10 protein-coding genes are annotated in these 15,448 nt (G+C 64.2%); 1 reads left to right on the top strand and 9 read right to left on the bottom strand.

Features of this window, described 5'->3' with window-relative positions:
- Positions 1–52 precede the first annotated feature (52 nt).
- Positions 53–1,096 (top strand): phosphoribosylformylglycinamidine cyclo-ligase, encoded by a 1,044-nt coding sequence (gene purM, locus AAHE99_RS13995; protein WP_342117963.1) that lies wholly within the window; start codon positions 53–55, stop codon positions 1,094–1,096.
- Between the two features lie 30 nt (positions 1,097–1,126).
- Here the strand turns inward: purM and AAHE99_RS13990 are convergent, their stop codons facing one another.
- From AAHE99_RS13990 to AAHE99_RS13950, 9 genes are all read right to left on the bottom strand, one after another.
- Positions 1,127–3,100, bottom strand: a complete 1,974-nt coding sequence (locus AAHE99_RS13990; RefSeq protein ID WP_342117962.1) for a S9 family peptidase — start codon at positions 3,098–3,100, stop codon at positions 1,127–1,129.
- A gap of 126 nt (positions 3,101–3,226) precedes the next feature.
- Positions 3,227–3,781, bottom strand: coding sequence for a hypothetical protein (locus AAHE99_RS13985; protein WP_342117961.1), 555 nt, complete (start codon positions 3,779–3,781; stop codon positions 3,227–3,229).
- Positions 3,782–3,839: 58 nt separating this feature from the next.
- Positions 3,840–5,057 (bottom strand): 6-phosphofructokinase, encoded by a 1,218-nt coding sequence (locus tag AAHE99_RS13980; protein WP_342117960.1) that lies wholly within the window; start codon positions 5,055–5,057, stop codon positions 3,840–3,842.
- A 40-nt stretch (positions 5,058–5,097) separates the two neighbouring features.
- A complete protein-coding gene (locus AAHE99_RS13975) occupies positions 5,098–7,089 on the bottom strand; it encodes an alpha/beta hydrolase family protein (protein ID WP_342117959.1) in 1,992 nt (663 codons plus the stop codon).
- Positions 7,090–7,093: 4 nt separating this feature from the next.
- Positions 7,094–9,097, bottom strand: a complete 2,004-nt coding sequence (locus tag AAHE99_RS13970) for an alpha/beta hydrolase family protein (RefSeq protein ID WP_342117958.1) — start codon at positions 9,095–9,097, stop codon at positions 7,094–7,096.
- Between the two features lie 78 nt (positions 9,098–9,175).
- Entirely contained in the window at positions 9,176–11,161 is a 1,986-nt protein-coding gene (locus tag AAHE99_RS13965) for an alpha/beta hydrolase family protein (RefSeq protein WP_342117957.1), read from the bottom strand.
- Positions 11,158–13,152, bottom strand: coding sequence for a S9 family peptidase (locus AAHE99_RS13960; protein WP_342117956.1), 1,995 nt, complete (start codon positions 13,150–13,152; stop codon positions 11,158–11,160). The genes AAHE99_RS13965 and AAHE99_RS13960 overlap by 4 nt, the downstream gene beginning before the upstream one ends.
- 49 nt (positions 13,153–13,201) lie before the next feature.
- Positions 13,202–15,238, bottom strand: a complete 2,037-nt coding sequence (locus AAHE99_RS13955) for a sodium:solute symporter family protein (RefSeq protein ID WP_342117955.1) — start codon at positions 15,236–15,238, stop codon at positions 13,202–13,204.
- Positions 15,235–15,447, bottom strand: a complete 213-nt coding sequence (locus AAHE99_RS13950) for a DUF4212 domain-containing protein (protein WP_446728926.1) — start codon at positions 15,445–15,447, stop codon at positions 15,235–15,237. Before AAHE99_RS13950 ends, AAHE99_RS13955 begins: the two co-directional genes overlap by 4 nt.
- Between the last annotated feature and the right edge of the window lies 1 nt (position 15,448).

The following is a 15,448-nucleotide window of genomic DNA, read 5'->3' as shown; positions in this document are numbered from 1 at the left end:
CCGTAAAACGGCCACCGCTTTCTATTCTACCGCCTCTGTTGCGTAAAACACCATGAGCCAACCTTCGAATGTTTCCCTGTCCTACCGTGACGCAGGTGTCGATATCGACGCCGGCGACGCCCTAGTTGAAGCGATCAAGCCATTCGCCAAGCGCACCATGCGCGAAGGCGTAATGGGCGGCATCGGCGGCTTCGGCGCGCTGTTTGAGATCAGCAAGAAATACAAGGAGCCGGTGCTGGTTTCCGGTACCGACGGCGTCGGCACCAAGCTGAAGCTGGCCTTCGAGCTGAACCGCCACGACACCGTAGGTATCGACCTGGTGGCCATGAGCGTGAACGACATCCTGGTGCAGGGCGCCGAGCCGCTGTTCTTCCTCGACTACTTCGCCTGCGGCAAGCTGGACGTGCCGACCGCCACCGACGTGATCAAGGGCATCGCCCAGGGTTGCGAGCAGGCTGGCTGCGCCCTGATCGGCGGCGAAACGGCTGAAATGCCTTCCATGTACCCGGACGGCGAATACGACCTGGCCGGCTTCGCCGTTGGCGCGGTTGAAAAGTCGAAGCTGATCGACGGCTCCAAGATCGCCCCGGGCGACGTGGTGCTGGGCCTGGCCTCCTCGGGCGCCCACTCCAACGGTTACTCCCTGGTGCGCAAGATCATCGAAGTGGCCAAGCCGGACCTGGAAGCCGACTTCCACGGCCGCAAGCTGGCCGACGTGCTGATGGCCCCGACCCGCATCTACGTCAAGCCGCTGCTGGCGCTGATGGAATCGATGGAAGTCAAAGGCCTGGTGCACATCACCGGCGGCGGCCTGGTGGAAAACATCCCACGCGTGCTGGCCGACAACCTGACCGCCGAACTGGATGGCAAGTCCTGGACCATGCCTCCACTGTTCCAGTGGCTGCAACAGCACGGCGGCGTGGCCGACTCCGAAATGCACCGCGTGTTCAACTGCGGTATCGGCATGACCGTGATCGTGTCCGCTGAAAACGCCGACGCAGCGATCGCCCAGCTGACCGCAGCCGGCGAGACCGTGTCCCGCATCGGCAAGATCCGCGCCCGCGCGGAAGGCGAGCACCAGACCATCGTGGTGTAAATAAGAACGGCGCCTTCGGCGCCGTTTTTTTTAGTTCGGCGCCCCGGCGCCGATCTGCTTATCGAGGAACTTCTCGATACGCTTGTTGAAGTCGAAGCGCGTCGCCGGATTGACCCACTTCACACCTTCCTCCGCCGGATACTCAACCCACTCCACGCGCTGGTTGCCCTGCTTGACCGCTTCGTGGAACTTGCGGGCTACCTGGCGCGGTACCGAAGGATCGTCGTCACCATAAGCCAGCAGCAACGGCTGCTTGATCCGGGCCGCCTGCTGCAGCGGCGAGGTCCTCTTCAGGCGTTCCGCATCACGCGCCAGGTCGCCGATCATGACGGGCATGCCGTACCTGGCCCACGCCTCGTCCACGCCCTTGGCCGCCAGCGCGCCACCGTTCGCCATCAGCTCGAAATCCACAATGCCGGACCAGCTGATACCGCAGCGGTACACGTCGGGATCGTTCACCAGGCCCATCAAAGCCGCATAGCCGCCATAACGGCCGCCGCCGGCGATGCAGACGCGCTTCGCATCGGCGAAGCCCTGGCTGACGGCCCATTTCACGCCATCCGCATAGTCGTCCTGGCGCTTCAGGCCCCACTGTTTCAGGCCCGCGCTCCAGTGACGGTTGCCATGGCCCTTGCTGCCGCGTACTTCCGGCTGCAGCACCGCATAGCCGCGCGAAGCGAAGAACTGCGCCTGCTCGTCGAAGGCCAGGTTGCTGCCGTATTCGAACGGCGTGTCGCCGGCCAGCACGATCATCGGCAAGGCTTTGCCATGGTTCTTCGGCAGCGTCAGGAAGGCCGGAATCGTCATCCCATCGCGCGCCTGGTAGCGCACCATGCGGCGCTTGCCCAGTGCCGCCGCGTTCAGCTGCGGCTTGGTATCGCCGATCTTGGTGATCTTGTTGGCCGCATTGTCATACACCCAGTACGACGGCGGCTGCGCGTCGGAATAAGTCTTGACCATATAGTTCTGCGCCGAGGCGTAGGCCGGAATCGTCACCAGGTTTTCGGTGTTTGGCAGCAGCTTGTCCAGCTTGTCCTGCATCGCCTTCATATCCGCATCCAGCCACTGCGTACTCTCCGCATCGCCGATGTAGCGGATGCCGGCCAGGCCCTTGGCGGTGAACAGCAGCTCGCCACGGAAGTCGAAGTCCTTCTGCTGGATGACCTGCGCGCCCAGCTTATTGTTCTCCAGGTCATAGCGGTACACCGCCTCCAGGCCGTTGTCGCCAGTTGCCAGCACGTACAGGGTACCGTCCGGGCCCACGGCCAGCGGCGTGATGTCGGTCGGCTGGTTGGCGTAGCGGGTGTGCTCGAACAGTTTGCGCCAGTCGTTGCCGCGCTTCGGATCGCGGTAGTGGAATTCAACCTTGTCTTCCACTGCGGCTTCGGCAATGCGCGGCTCGCCGTCGTAGTCCAGCATGATGCGCTTGGTATTGCGCGGACCGGACAGGGTGGTCGAACGGCCGGTCCTGGTATTGATGCGCACCAGTTCAACGGTGGGGATATCGCGCTCACCGCGGCTCATGCGCGTTTCGGCGTAAATGTAATCGGTATCGAGCTTGCGGCCGGTCTGCGGCAGCATATAGGTATTCCAGGGCAGCAGCTTTTCGGCCGTCAGGACCCGCTGTGAAAGCTGGACGCGTGCCGCGAGCCGCTTGAACTCCGAGCCGTCGCGGTTGACCGCGAACAGACCGGGTTGATAGCGGATACCTTCATTACCCAGGCGGTCTTCCTCGGCGGCGTACACCAGGCGTTCATCGTTCACCCACTGGAACTCTCCGACGCTGGCATCGGCAAAGCCCTTGATTGGCGTGCCCTTGCCCGTGGCTAGTTCGAAAACCGCCAGCTCCTTATGGCCGCCGCTGCCGTCCACGCGCATCGCCACATACTTCCCGCTAGGGGAGAGTGCCGGCTTGCTGGTCGGCGGGTTGTCGAAGAACGCCTCGACCGGCGGAGCGCCGGCCACTTGCGCGAAAGCTGGTGCGAGGACGAGCAGGCCAGCCACCGCAGTGGCTATAGGTAGAAAAGTTCGGAATTTTCGCATTGTTGGTTTCGGTCTCCGTACACGGTGGCTGCGCACCGAGGCGAAAGTATAAAGCCTGCCCTTGGCTGGGACGAAAATTCACCTGGGTTAGCGTTTGCTGAACTCCATCACCCAGTTGGTTTGCCAGCTGGTGCCGTCGTCCCAGGAATAGGCTTGCTCCCAGCGCGCTTGGCGTTCGCCGGCGCGGGTCCAGGTAAAGCGCACGCGCGCCGTGCGGCCTTTATAAACCTCCTCGCCTTCGAAGCGGCCCACGCCGTCCGCGCCGAAGCGGCCGACCACCGGCGGCAGCAGCACACCGGTCGCCGGATCGAGCCCGCCATCGCGGTTGGTAAGCCAGTAGATGCTCCAGCGCCCCGTGACAGGGTCGAATACGCGCAGCGTCATCGCCACAAAGCCGGGACGCCAATCGCCCAGGGGGCGGTATTCGTCATAGTTGCCGATGCCAGCCGGTAGCGCATGCACCACGTTTGATGCGCTGAATGTTTCCCAAGGGCTGTTTGGATCGGTGTAATCGCTCTGGCGCCGGTTCTGCACCGTCCACTCCCCGTGCAGGAAGTCGAAAGCGTGCCGTGCGCGCTCAATATCGCCCGCCGCCGCGCCGCTCGCCGCCGCGAGGGCCAGCGCTCCAAGGGTTTTCTTCATGGTGGTCTCCTTGTTGAAAGAGCCACCATGCTAGGCCGTCATCAGGCGAGAACTTGCCCTATTTGGCTTTGAGGATTTTCGGCACGGCCGCGGGGCGCAGGCGGTAGGCGTCCGGCATGCCGGAGCCAAGCAGGGGGCGCAGGTACATGCGGAACGCATCCGTCACGCCGGTACCGCGCGCATCGATGAATTCATCCTCCATGACACGCGTCTTGCCCGCCACCGCTTCCAGCGGCAGCAGCTCGTAATCCACCGAATAGAAACCGGTGCGCTTGATCGCCACCGAGCCATTGCGGTCGCCCCACATGGCGAACTGCACCGCCTTCTCGCCGACTTCGCGCGCCTCGCGCTGGTCCACGTCCGACACGCAGCCGATGAAGGAGCGCTGCAGGTAGCCAAAGGTATCGCCGCGCACCCGCTTGATACCCAGCTTGTCCTTGATCTCGTCGCACAGCAGGTCCGCCAGCGCGCCGGTGCCGGACAGCTGCACATTGCCATGCGCATCGCGCTCAACCTCTTTCGCCAGCAAGGTCGCAATCGGCTCGCCGGAAGCATCGTGGATGCCTTCGGATACCGCGATCACACAGCGCCCGTAGCGTTCATACGTCTCCTTCACATCGGCCAGGAACTGCTCGATGGAGAACACGCGCTCCGGCAGATAGATCAGGTGCGGTCCATCGTCCGGGAACTTCTTGCCCAGAGCCGAAGCGGCGGTCAGGAAGCCGGCGTGGCGCCCCATCACCACGCCCACATACACGCCCGGCAGCGAAGCATTATCCAGGTTGGCGCCGGCAAAGGCCTGCGCCACAAAGCGCGCGGCCGAAGGGAACCCCGGCGTATGGTCATTGCCCACCAGGTCGTTGTCGATGGTCTTGGGAATGTGGATCGCGCGCAGCGGATAGCCCGCCGCCTGCGCCTGTTCTGCCACGATGCGCACCGTGTCCGAGGAATCGTTGCCGCCAATGTAAAAGAAATGCTCGATCTCGTGCGCCTTCAGCACCTTGAAGATCTCTTCGCAATATTTCAGGTCCGGCTTGTCGCGCGTGGAGCCGAGCGCGGAGGAGGGCGTGGCGGCGACCAGTTCCAGGTTATGGCTGGTCTCCTGCGTCAGGTCGACGAATTCCTCGTTGACGATGCCGCGTACCCCATGCAGCGCGCCATAGATCCGCGTCACATTGCGGAAGCGCCGCGCCTCCAGCACGACGCCGGCCAGCGACTGGTTGATCACGGCGGTAGGACCGCCCCCTTGTGCGACCAGGATCTTGCCAGACGACATCGCGCTGCTCCTTCAGGTAAGTGATGGACGAGCTGCCAGCTTACTCTTTTTTCGCCCCCGCGCCGATATGCTTGCCCAGGAATTTCTCGACCCGGGTCCAGAAGTCGATCCGGTTGGCGGTGGTGCTCCAGCCGTGGCCTTCGCCAATGTACTCGATATATTCCGCATCGGCCTTATTGGCTTCCAGCGCGCTGCGCAGGGAGGAATAGTGCTCGCGCGGTACGCGGCGGTCGGCGCTGCCATGCGCCAGCAGCAGCGGGCGTTTGATGCGGGCCGCCTGCTTGAGCGGTGAGGTGGCGGTGAAGCGCTCGGCGTCCTCTCGCAGGTCGCCCAGCAGCACCGGGGCGCCGTATTTGCGGTAGTCGTCGTCAACGTCGGAAATGGTGGACATGGAGCTGCCCAGCCACATCGGGATATCGGTTACCGCCGCATAGGCCACGCCGCAGCGGTACAGGTCCGGGTCCTTGACGAGCCCCATCAGCGTGGCATAGCCGCCGTAGCTGCCGCCCATGATGCAGACGCGGCCCGGGTCGGCGTACCCCTGCGCCACAGCCCATTTCACGGCATCGGCGATATCGTCCTGCATCGCCAGCCCCCACTGCTTGATGCCGGCCTTGAACAGCTTCAAGCCGTAACCGGTGCTGCCGCGGAACTCCGGCTCCAGCACGGCATAGCCGCGCGAGGCCAGGAACTGGCTGTCGGCGTCCCAGCCCCATTCGGTACCGCGCAAATAAGGGCCGCCATGCACCAGAACCACCAGCGGCAGGTTCTTGCCGCCCTGGGCCGGGAGCGTCAGCCAGGCTGGGACCTGCATGCCGTCGCGCGCCTTGATCTTGACGAAGTCCTGGCGTCCCATGTCTTTCGGGTTGATCGCCGGGTGGCTGTTGCCGACCACCTTCAGCTCGCCGGTCTTGCTGTTGTAAAGGGAGTAGAAGCGCGGCTGGCGGTCCGAGTAGCTGGCCACCAGCAGCCACGGGACTTCCGGCGCCATTGCCGGCGTGATGATGTTAATCAGGTCAGGCAGCTGCTTGTCGACGTCCGCCTGCGTGGCCTTCATGCCCGCATCGAACCAGACGGTGCCGCGCGCATCGCCGACAAAATGCAGCCCCACCATCTTCTTGTTCGAGTAAATCGGCGAGCCGCTGAAGTCGAAGTCCGCCAGTGAAACCAGGGGCTCCGCCGACACCTCGCCCGAAACCAGGTCGAGCACGTGCAGCGCCGCCATGTCGCCGTTCAGGCGAGCCTTGACCAGCAGGCGCTTGTCGTCCATGAAGCCGACTGGCGAGATACCGTCCTTGGCATGGCCATAAGCGGGAAATTTGGCCAGGGCGCGCCATTCGCCGCTTTCGGCATTCCTGAGGTGGATGGTTTCGACTCCGGCCTGCTCCGATACCATCAGGCGCGGCTGGCCCTTGTGGTCCAGCATCCAGGCGTCCGGCTGGGCCGGACGGTTGACGAAGCTTGCCTTCGCGTTGCGCGTGTTCAGCTCAACCAGTTCGGTACGCTCGATGATGTAGCTTTCCTCGCGCCAGACGGGACGCTGGACATAGATGGAATCCGAATCTTGCGCACCGGTGATGGGGCCGCGCAGCAGGTAGGTGTTCCAGGGTTCGGTATGGCGCGCAATCCGCGTGCCGGTGGTAGAGGCGCCGAAGTAGGTATGGTTCACCAGCTGGCGCTGCTCGCTGCCATCGCGGTTGATGCCGTAAAGTCCCGGGGCAAAATCGTGGTCGCCTGGCGCCAGGTGGTGGTCGACCACATTGAACACCAGGCGCATATCGTTGACCCAGCGGATATCGCCAACGTCGTAATCGCTCATGCGCACCCCGCCCACCACGGCGCGCGTGCCGGTGTCGAGGACCGCCATGGCGTCGCGCAGTCCGCTCTTGCCGATGCGCAGGGCGAGATAACGGCCGCTCGGCGACAGCTGCGCGTCCTTGAATTCGGCCGGTGCGAAGAAGTCTTTCACCGGCGGCGCGGCATGCGCCAGGCCGCCTACTGCGGCCAGGCTTACCAGAAACTGCTTGATCATGGGCTTACTGGCGCGCGGCGCCGATATGTTTATCCAGGAATTTTTCGACGCGGGCCCAGAAGTCGACGCTGCTGGCAGAACGGCTCCAGCCATGGCCTTCGCCGGTGTATTCCATGAATTCGGCATTGGCCTTGTTGGCTTCCAGCGCACTGCGCATCTTGGTGTAATGCACGCGCGGCACGCGGCGGTCATCGCTGCCGTGCGCCAGCAGCAGCGGACGCTTGATGCGCGCGGCCTGCTGCAGCGGCGAGGTGGCGGTAAACCGTTCGGCATCGTTGCTGGCATCGCCCAGTAGTACTGGCGCGCCAAACTTGCGGTACTCGTCCGGAGCGTCGGACAGCCACATCATGCCGTCCAGCATCAGCGGAATGTCGGTGACGGCGGCATAGGCCACGCCGCAGCGGTACAGGTCTGGATCTTTCACCAGCCCCATCAGCGTAGCGTAGCCGCCATAGCTTCCGCCCAGGATGCACACGCGGTCGGGATCTGCGTGGCCCTGTGCGACGGCCCACTTCACGCTGTCCGCGATATCGTCCTGCATCGACAGGCCCCACTGCTTCATGCCGGCCTTGAACAGGCCAAACCCGTAGCCGGTGCTGCCGCGGAATTCGGGCTCCAGCACCGCATAGCCGCGCGAGGCCAGGAATTGCCCGATCGGGTCCCAGCCGTAGTCGGTACCGCGCACATACGGCCCGCCATGCACGACGACCACCATGGGCAGCTTCTTCCCACCCTTGGCCGGCATGGTCAGCCATACCGGGATCTGCAGCCCGTCGCGGGCCTGGATCTTGGTCATCGACTGGCGGCCCATCATGTTCGGATTGATATGCGAGTGGGCGCTGCCGAGCAATTTGATCTGTCCGTTCTTGCTGTTATACAGCAGGTAGGTGTTGGGCTGCCGGTCGGAATAGCTGACCACCAGTATCCACGGCACTTCCGGCGCCGCCGGCGGCGTCAGGATATTGATCAGGCCCGGCAGCTTCTTGTCGACTTCGATCTGCGCCGCCTTCAGGGCAGGGTCGAACCATAGCGTGTCGCGCGCATCGCCGACATAGTGGATGCCCACGAGGCGCTTGTTCGAATACACCACGTTGCCGCTGAAATCGAAGTCGGCCAATGCCAGCAGCGGCTTTGGGTCGACCTTGCCGCTCGCCAGTTCCAGGCGGTGCAATGCCGTCTTGTCGCCGTTCAGGCGCGTTTGCACCAGCATGAACTTGTCGTCCATGAAACCAACCGGGTCGAAGCCTTCGCCTTCGAAGTTGTAGGCTTCAAACGTGGCCAGGTCGCGCCACTTGTCGGTGGCCGGGTCGTGGTAATGGATGGTGGTCCGGCCGTTGAGCAGGGAGCCCATGATGCGCGGCTCGCCCTTGTGGTCCAGCATCCAATAGTCCGGCGCAGTGGGGCGGTCGACGAAGGTGGCAATGCCGGTTGAGGTATTCAGGCGGACCAGGTTGGTGCGCTGGATGACCCGTCCGCGGTCGCCCCACACAGGCTGTTGGGCATAGATGAATTCGGAGTCCTGCGCGCCCGGGGCGTTCAGCAGGAAGGTGTTCCAGGGCTGGATTTTGCGGGCAATCTGCGTGCTGGCGCCAAAGTCGGAACGGCCCTGTTCAACCAGCTGGCGCCGATTCGAGCCATCGCGGTCAATGGCAAACATGCCGGGCGCGAACAGCATGTCGCCCGGCGCGACCTTCTTGTCATCCAGCGTGTAAACCAGGCGATTGTCGTTAACCCAGCGGAAGCTACCGATGTCCAGGCCATCCCAGCGGGCGCCGCCTGCCATGGCGCCGGTGTCGCTATCGATCACGATCATGCCGTCGCGCTCATTATTGCCGCCGACTTTCACGGCCACATAGCGGCCACTTGGCGAGATTTGCGCTTGCTTGAACTGGGCGGATTCGAAGAAGTGCTGGACCGGCGGCGGTGCAGCCTGGGCCAGACCGGCGATTGCGGCGCCCCCAACCAGCAGATAGTGCTGGCAGCGGCTGCGAAGGAATTGCTTGAGCATGGAGACTTTCGGTTTCAATGGATGCTGGGAAATTACCAGATTGAAAGCCACTTAAGTCTATCCAAATATCACAAGCCGCTAAGGGTGTTGCTGGCCGTCCGTGCCGATATGCTTGGCGAGGAATTTCTCGACCCGGGTCCAGAAGTCGATCTTGTTGGCCGGGACATTCCAGCCATGGGCCTCGAATTCGTATTCGACCCATTCCACCTGCTGGTTGCTGCGGCTGACCGCGTCGCGCATCTTGAGGCCATGCACCAGCGGTACGCGCAGGTCGGCGCCGCCGTAGGCCATCAGCAGCGGCTGCGTAATGCGGTGCGCCTGTTCGATCGGGGAAGTGGCCTTGAAGCGTTCGGCGTCTTTCACAGGGTCGCCGATCAGCTCCGGCATGCCGTACTGGCGGGCGATCGGGTTGCTGTCGTCGCGGTACAGCCAGTGGCCGGTGAACAGCAGCGTGATATCGGTGACGCCCACCCAGTCGACGCCGCAGCGGTATAGCTGCGGATCGTTGACAAGCCCCATCAGCGTTGCGTAGCCGCCGTAGCTGGCGCCGGCGATGCAGATGCGTTGCGGGTCGGCATAGCCCTGGGCGATGGCCCATTTGGTGGCGTCGGCGATATCGTCCTGCATCTTCAGGCCCCACTGTTTCCAGCCGGCGCGGAAGTGGCGGCTGCCGTAGCCGGTGCTGCCGCGGAATTCGGGCTGCAGCACCGCATAGCCGCGCGAAGCCAGGAACTGCACGTCCGGCCGCCAGCCCCAGGTGCTGCCGCGTACGTAAGGTCCGCCGTGCACCAGGACCACCAGCGGCAGCTTCTTCGGCTCCTTCACCTGCGGCAGCGTCAGCATGACCGGGATTTCCAGGCCGTCGCGCGCCTTGATGCGCACCTGCTCCTGGATCCCCATCTGCTCCGCCGCGATGCCGGGGCGGGTGTCGCCCACCTTGTTCAGGGTTTTGGTGCTGCGGTCGTAGACGTAGTAGCTGTCCGGGCGCGTGTCGGAATAGGCGCGTACCAGCACGGTTGGTGCATTCAGGTCGGACGGCAGGTCCAGCATATTCACGGTCTGCGGCAGCTTCTGGTCGATTTCCGCTTGCAGCGCCTGCAGGGCGGGATCGAACCAGAAGGAGTTTTCGCCGTCGCGCAGGTAGTGCACGCCGACCAGTTTGCCGCCGCGTATCACCAGGTTGCCTTTGAAGTCGTAGCCGTCCAGGTTGAGCAGCGGCTTGTCGTCAATCTTGCCGGTCGCCAGGTCCATGCGGTAGATCGCGGTCTTGTCGTGTCCCTGGCTCGATTCGATGTACAGCGAATTGTCCGCACCGAAAGCCAGTGGGTGCATGGCGCCTTTGCCGCCGGTGAAGGCGTTATAGCTGGTCAGCACGCGCCAGGGGCCGTCTTCGCTGTCGCGCAGGTGCATGGTGACCTGGGCCTTGTCGCGCGTCGAGGCAAGGCGCGGCAAGCCGGCTTCGTCCAGCAGCCAGGAACTCACTTCGCCGGGGCGCGCTACTGTTTGCGTGCGGCCGGTGACGGTGTTCACCCGCAGCAGGCCGACATTGCCATCCGTGTGGTCTTCCACATACACCCATTCCGAATTCTTCGGACCGGACTGGAGCCGCATGACGGTATGGAATGGCAGGATGTCGCGCTGCGCAGTCGAATTCTTGAAGCCTTTGTTCCAGCGCGATGCCAGCTGCTTGAAGTTGGCGCCGTCGCGGTCCACCGCATACAGCCCGGGTCCATAGCCGGTGTCGCCGAAGCCGGTATCGTTGTTATTGCTGTCGAACAGCAGGCGCTGGTCGTTCACCCATTGCACATGGTTGATATCGGTATCGCCGAAATGCGCGACGACCTGGATCTTCTGGGTGGCCAGCTCCACCACGGCCAGCGAATTGCGCTTGCCTTTGGTGCCGATCTTGGCGGCGATGAACCTGCCGTTGGGGGAAATCACCGCGCCGCTGAAGGCCGGGTTTTCGAAGAAGGCTTCCGCCGCCGGCGGGTTGACGACGCAGAGGGCGGCCGGCGCCGCGCCCAGGCCAAGGGCGATGGCGAGAGTAAGGGAGATGATCTTCATTGGGCTGCGCGGGCGCCCGCGCCGATATGTTTATCCAGGAATTTCTCAACCCGCGTCCAGAAATCGATGCGGTTCTTGGGGTCATGCCAGCCGTGGCCTTCGTCCGGGTAGACCACCCATTCCACGTCCTTGTTGGTACTGCGCACGGCGTCGCGGAAGCGGGTGCCATGCACCAGCGGTACACGCTGGTCCACGCCGCCGTAGGCCAGCAGCAGCGGGCGCGTGATACGGTGCGCCTGCTCGATCGGCGAGGTGGCCTTGAACTGCTCGGCATCCTTGACCGGGTCGCCCACCATGTCGGGCATGCTGTAGCGCTTGGCCTCTTCCGACAGGTCGGAGCTGTACCACCAGTGGCCGCGGTACAGCAGGCCGATGTCGGTCACGCCGAGGTAGTTCACGCCGCACTGGAACAGTTGCGGGTCGTTGACCAGTCCCATCAGGGTGGCATAGCCGCCGTAGCTGGCGCCCATGATGCACACGCGCTGCGGGTCGGCATAGCCTTTGTCGACCGCCCATTTGACGGCGTCGGCGATATCGTCCTGCATCTTCAGACCCCATTGCTTCCAGCCCGCGCGGAAATGCTTGCTGCCAAAGCCGGTGCTGCCGCGGAATTCCGGCGCCAGCACCGCGTAGCCGCGCGACGCCAGGAACTGCGCCTCCGGCTCCCAGCCCCATTCGCTGCCGCGCACGTAAGGGCCGCCATGCACCATCACCACCATCGGCAGCTTCTTGTCCTTGCTATTGCGCGGCAAGGTCAGCATGGCCGGCACTTGCAGGCCATCGCGCGCGGCGTAGAACACCTGCTCCTGCGAGCCCATGGCGGCCGGTTTGATGGCCGGACGGGTTTCGCCGACTTTCTCCAGCGTCTTGCTGCTGCGGTTGTAGATCAGGTAGATGGTGGGCTGGGTGTCGGAGAATGAGCGCACCAGCACGTTTTCCGCTTGCGGATCGCGCGGCAGCTCCACCATGTTCACCAGGCCGGGCAGGCTCTTGTCGATTTCGGCCTGCATGGCTTTCAGCGCCGGGTCCAGCCATTCGGTGCCTTCGCCGTCGCGCAAGTAGTGCACGCCCACCAGCTTGCCGCCGCGGATGACCAGGCGGCCGCGGAAGTCGTAGCCGGCCAGATCGACCATCGGCTGCTCATCCAGCTTGCCGGTCGCGCTGTCGTAGCGGTACAGCGCAGTCTTGTCCTGGCCGTGCGCGGCGCTGACGTAAAGCGTGCTGCCGGGGCCGAAGGCCAGCACCTGCATCGCCTGCAAGCCGCCTTTGTGGCTGTTGAACGATGCCACCTTGCGCCAGCTGTCTCCTTCGCGCAGGTGGATGCCGGTGGTCGCTTCGGCGTGGGTGGTGGCCAGGCGCGGCTCGCCGTCCTGGTCCAGCAGCCAGCCTTTGGCATCGCCCGGGGTGCTGACCGATTGCCAGCGGCCGTTCAGGGTATTCAGGCGCAGCAGGTTAACCTGCCGTAAATCGCCGGGCGCCCCGATCACGTAGTCCTGCACATAGACCGATTCCGAATCCTGCGCGCCATCCTGGTTCAGCATGAAGGTGTGCCAGGGCAGCATCTTGTCGGCGGCACCCGTGGTAATGAAGGATTTTCCGTAGCGCGAGGCCAGCTGGCGGAATTTGCTGCCGTCGCGGTTCACCGCATACAGCCCCGGGGCGGCATAAATCTGGCCCTGGGCGGCGCGCAGGTCGGCGATATCGAACAGCAGGCGCTCATCGTTCACCCAGCGCACATGGTTGACATCCAGGTCGTTGAAGCCGGCCACCGCTTCGGCCTTGCGCGTGGTGAGGTCGACCACCGCCAGCATGCTGCGCCCGCCCTTCTTGGCGATCTTGGCGGCCAGGTATCGGCCGCTTGGCGACAGCCTGGCGCCGGTGAAGGCGGGATTCTCAAAGAACGCCTCGATAGGCGGCAGATCGGCGGCGTATGCCGCTGGCGCTGTGGACAGGCCGAGGGAAAATGCAAGTGCAACGGGAAGTTTTTTCATGGAGCGCATGCTACCAGCGGAAGCGGTAGCAAACGCTCACCAATTGTCACTATTCAGGCGTACGGATATGCCGCACCAGCGACATGGTGCGGGCGTCGGGCTGCGGCGTCAGCAGGCTCACCACCACCAGCGCGGCCAGCCCCACCGGCACGCCGAACACGCCGGCCGAATTGGCGGCGATGCCGAACCACTGGCCGGCGACACTGCCGCCCAGTACCGGGTTCGCGTGCAGCATGTAGTACAGGCAGGTGAAGAAGCCTGCCACCATGCCGGCGATTGCGCCCTGGTGGTTGGCGCGCTGCCAGAACACGCCCGCCACCAGGGCCGGGAACAGCGTCGATGCGGCCAGCGAGAAGGCGGCGCCCACCAGCGACAGGATGTCGCCCGGTTTGGTCGATGCGGCGTAGGCCGCGATGAAGGCTACCGCCAGCAGCAGCAGCTTGGAAATCGTGACCCGCTTCTGGGTCGAGGCGGTGGGGTCGACGATCTTGTAGTACACGTCATGCGACAGGGCGTTCGAAATCGCCAGCAGCAGCCCGTCCGCTGTCGACAGCGCCGCCGCCAGGCCGCCAGCCGCCACCAGGCCGGAGATCACGTAGGGCAGGCCGGCAATCTCCGGCGTGGCCAGCACCAGCACGTCGCCATCGATCAGGATTTCCGCCAGCTGCACGATGCCGTCGCCGTTGATGTCGCTGATCGACAGCAGCGGGCTGGCCTTGTCCACATTGGCCCAGTAGGAGACCCAGGTCGGCAGGTGGGCAAAGTCGCTGCCCACCAGGGAGCTGTAGATATCGTATTTCACCAGCACCGCCAGCGCCGGGATGGTCAGGTACACCAGCAGGATGAAGAACAGGGTCCAGAACACCGACACGCGCGTCTCCCGCACCGAAGGCGTGGTGTAGGAGCGCATCAGGATGTGGGGCAGGGCCGCCGTGCCCACCATCAGGCAGAACACCAGCGCCAGGAAGTTGTTGCGCTTCTGGTTGGACTGCTGGCGGTCGGTGCCAGGGAAGGGCTCGGCGTGCTTGACCGGCGCCCGCGCCCGCGCCAGGTTCTGGTTGCGCTGCGCGGTCCAGACGGCGGCGGCGTCTTCCACCGTCTTCGGATAATTGGCCAGCGCCCGCTCGGCAGCGCGGATCTCCAGCAGCGAGCCGTTGCGCTGCTTGACCATGTCCAGGTTGTGCTGCGCCTCCAGCCGGCCCGAATCCCAGGAAGCGGGCAGCCCGTGCAGGCGTACGCTGAAATCTTCGGCACGCTGCAGGAATACCTCGCGCACCTCGGCCTCTTGCTCGTCATTCGCCAGCTGCGCCTCGCGCGCGCTGAGCTGGGGCAGCAGTTTGCCGTAGGCCACCTGCGGCACCGGATTGCCGCCATGCTTGACCGCCAGCCACATGGCCGGCATCAGGAAGGCCACCAGGATGATGATGTACTGCGCCACCTGGGTCCAGGTGATGGCGCGCATGCCGCCCAGGAAGGAGCACACCAGGATCGACGCCAGCCCGAGGAAGATGCCGACCGAGAAATCCACGCCGGTAAAGCGCGAGGCAATCAGCCCCACCGCGTAGATCTGCGCCACCACATAGGTGAAGGAGACGATGATGGTGGCGCTGACCGCCATCAGCCGCACCGCGCGGCCGTCAACCCCGCCGCCGTAGCGCGCCGCCAGGAAGTCGGGAATGGTGTACTGCCCGAACTTGCGCAGGTAAGGCCCGATCAGCAGCGCCACCAGGCAGTAGCCGCCGGTCCAGCCCATGATATAGGCCAGGCCGTCGAAGCCGTGCAGGTACAGGCCGCCCGCCAGCGAAATGAAGCTGGCCGCCGAAATCCAGTCCGCCGCCGTGGCCATGCCGTTGAACAGCGAGGGCACGCGCCGCCCCGCCACGTAATACTCCGCCACGTTCGAGGTGCGGCTGATCACGCCGATCGCCGCATACAGGATGATGGTGGCGAACATGAACAGGTAGCCGATCCACAGGCGCGGCATGCCTTCCTTTTCCAGCATCGCCAGTGCGAGCAGGAACATGCTGAAGCAGCCGGTGAAGATCAGGTAATAGCGCGACAGCTTGCGGAAGAAGCGCGTCTTCATGCCTGGTCCTCGCGACGAAAGCGCCGTTCCAGCACCCGCATGCGCCAGGCGTAAAAACCGATGATGGCCAGGTAGATCAGCGACGCACCCTGCGCCGCCAGGTAGAACGACAGCGGCCAGCCGAAGATCGACAGCCCGCTCAACTCGCGCGCAAAAAAGATGATGCAAAAAGTCGCCAGCAGCCAGATGGCCAGCAGCCAGCCGGTCATG

Origin of the sequence: Pseudoduganella sp. OTU4001, assembly GCF_038440195.1 — a bacterium.
Classification (GTDB): domain Bacteria; phylum Pseudomonadota; class Gammaproteobacteria; order Burkholderiales; family Burkholderiaceae_D; genus Rugamonas.
Note: the sequence above shows the minus strand (reverse complement) of the source record. Positions and strands in the feature narration are given on the sequence as shown.

Excerpts from the sequence above, each read along its gene's own strand:
- purM (WP_342117963.1), top strand. The coding sequence starts at position 53 with ATGAGCCAACCTTCGAATGTTTCCCTGTCCTACCGTGACGCAGGTGTC.
- AAHE99_RS13955 (WP_342117955.1), bottom strand. The coding sequence starts at position 15,238 with ATGAAGACGCGCTTCTTCCGCAAGCTGTCGCGCTATTACCTGATCTTC.
- AAHE99_RS13965 (WP_342117957.1), bottom strand. The coding sequence starts at position 11,161 with ATGAAGATCATCTCCCTTACTCTCGCCATCGCCCTTGGCCTGGGCGCG.
- AAHE99_RS13985 (WP_342117961.1), bottom strand. The coding sequence starts at position 3,781 with ATGAAGAAAACCCTTGGAGCGCTGGCCCTCGCGGCGGCGAGCGGCGCG.
- AAHE99_RS13975 (WP_342117959.1), bottom strand. The coding sequence starts at position 7,089 with ATGATCAAGCAGTTTCTGGTAAGCCTGGCCGCAGTAGGCGGCCTGGCG.
- AAHE99_RS13980 (WP_342117960.1), bottom strand. The coding sequence starts at position 5,057 with ATGTCGTCTGGCAAGATCCTGGTCGCACAAGGGGGCGGTCCTACCGCC.
- AAHE99_RS13970 (WP_342117958.1), bottom strand. The coding sequence starts at position 9,097 with ATGCTCAAGCAATTCCTTCGCAGCCGCTGCCAGCACTATCTGCTGGTT.
- AAHE99_RS13950 (WP_446728926.1), bottom strand. The coding sequence starts at position 15,447 with ATGACCGGCTGGCTGCTGGCCATCTGGCTGCTGGCGACTTTTTGCATC.
- AAHE99_RS13960 (WP_342117956.1), bottom strand. The coding sequence starts at position 13,152 with ATGAAAAAACTTCCCGTTGCACTTGCATTTTCCCTCGGCCTGTCCACA.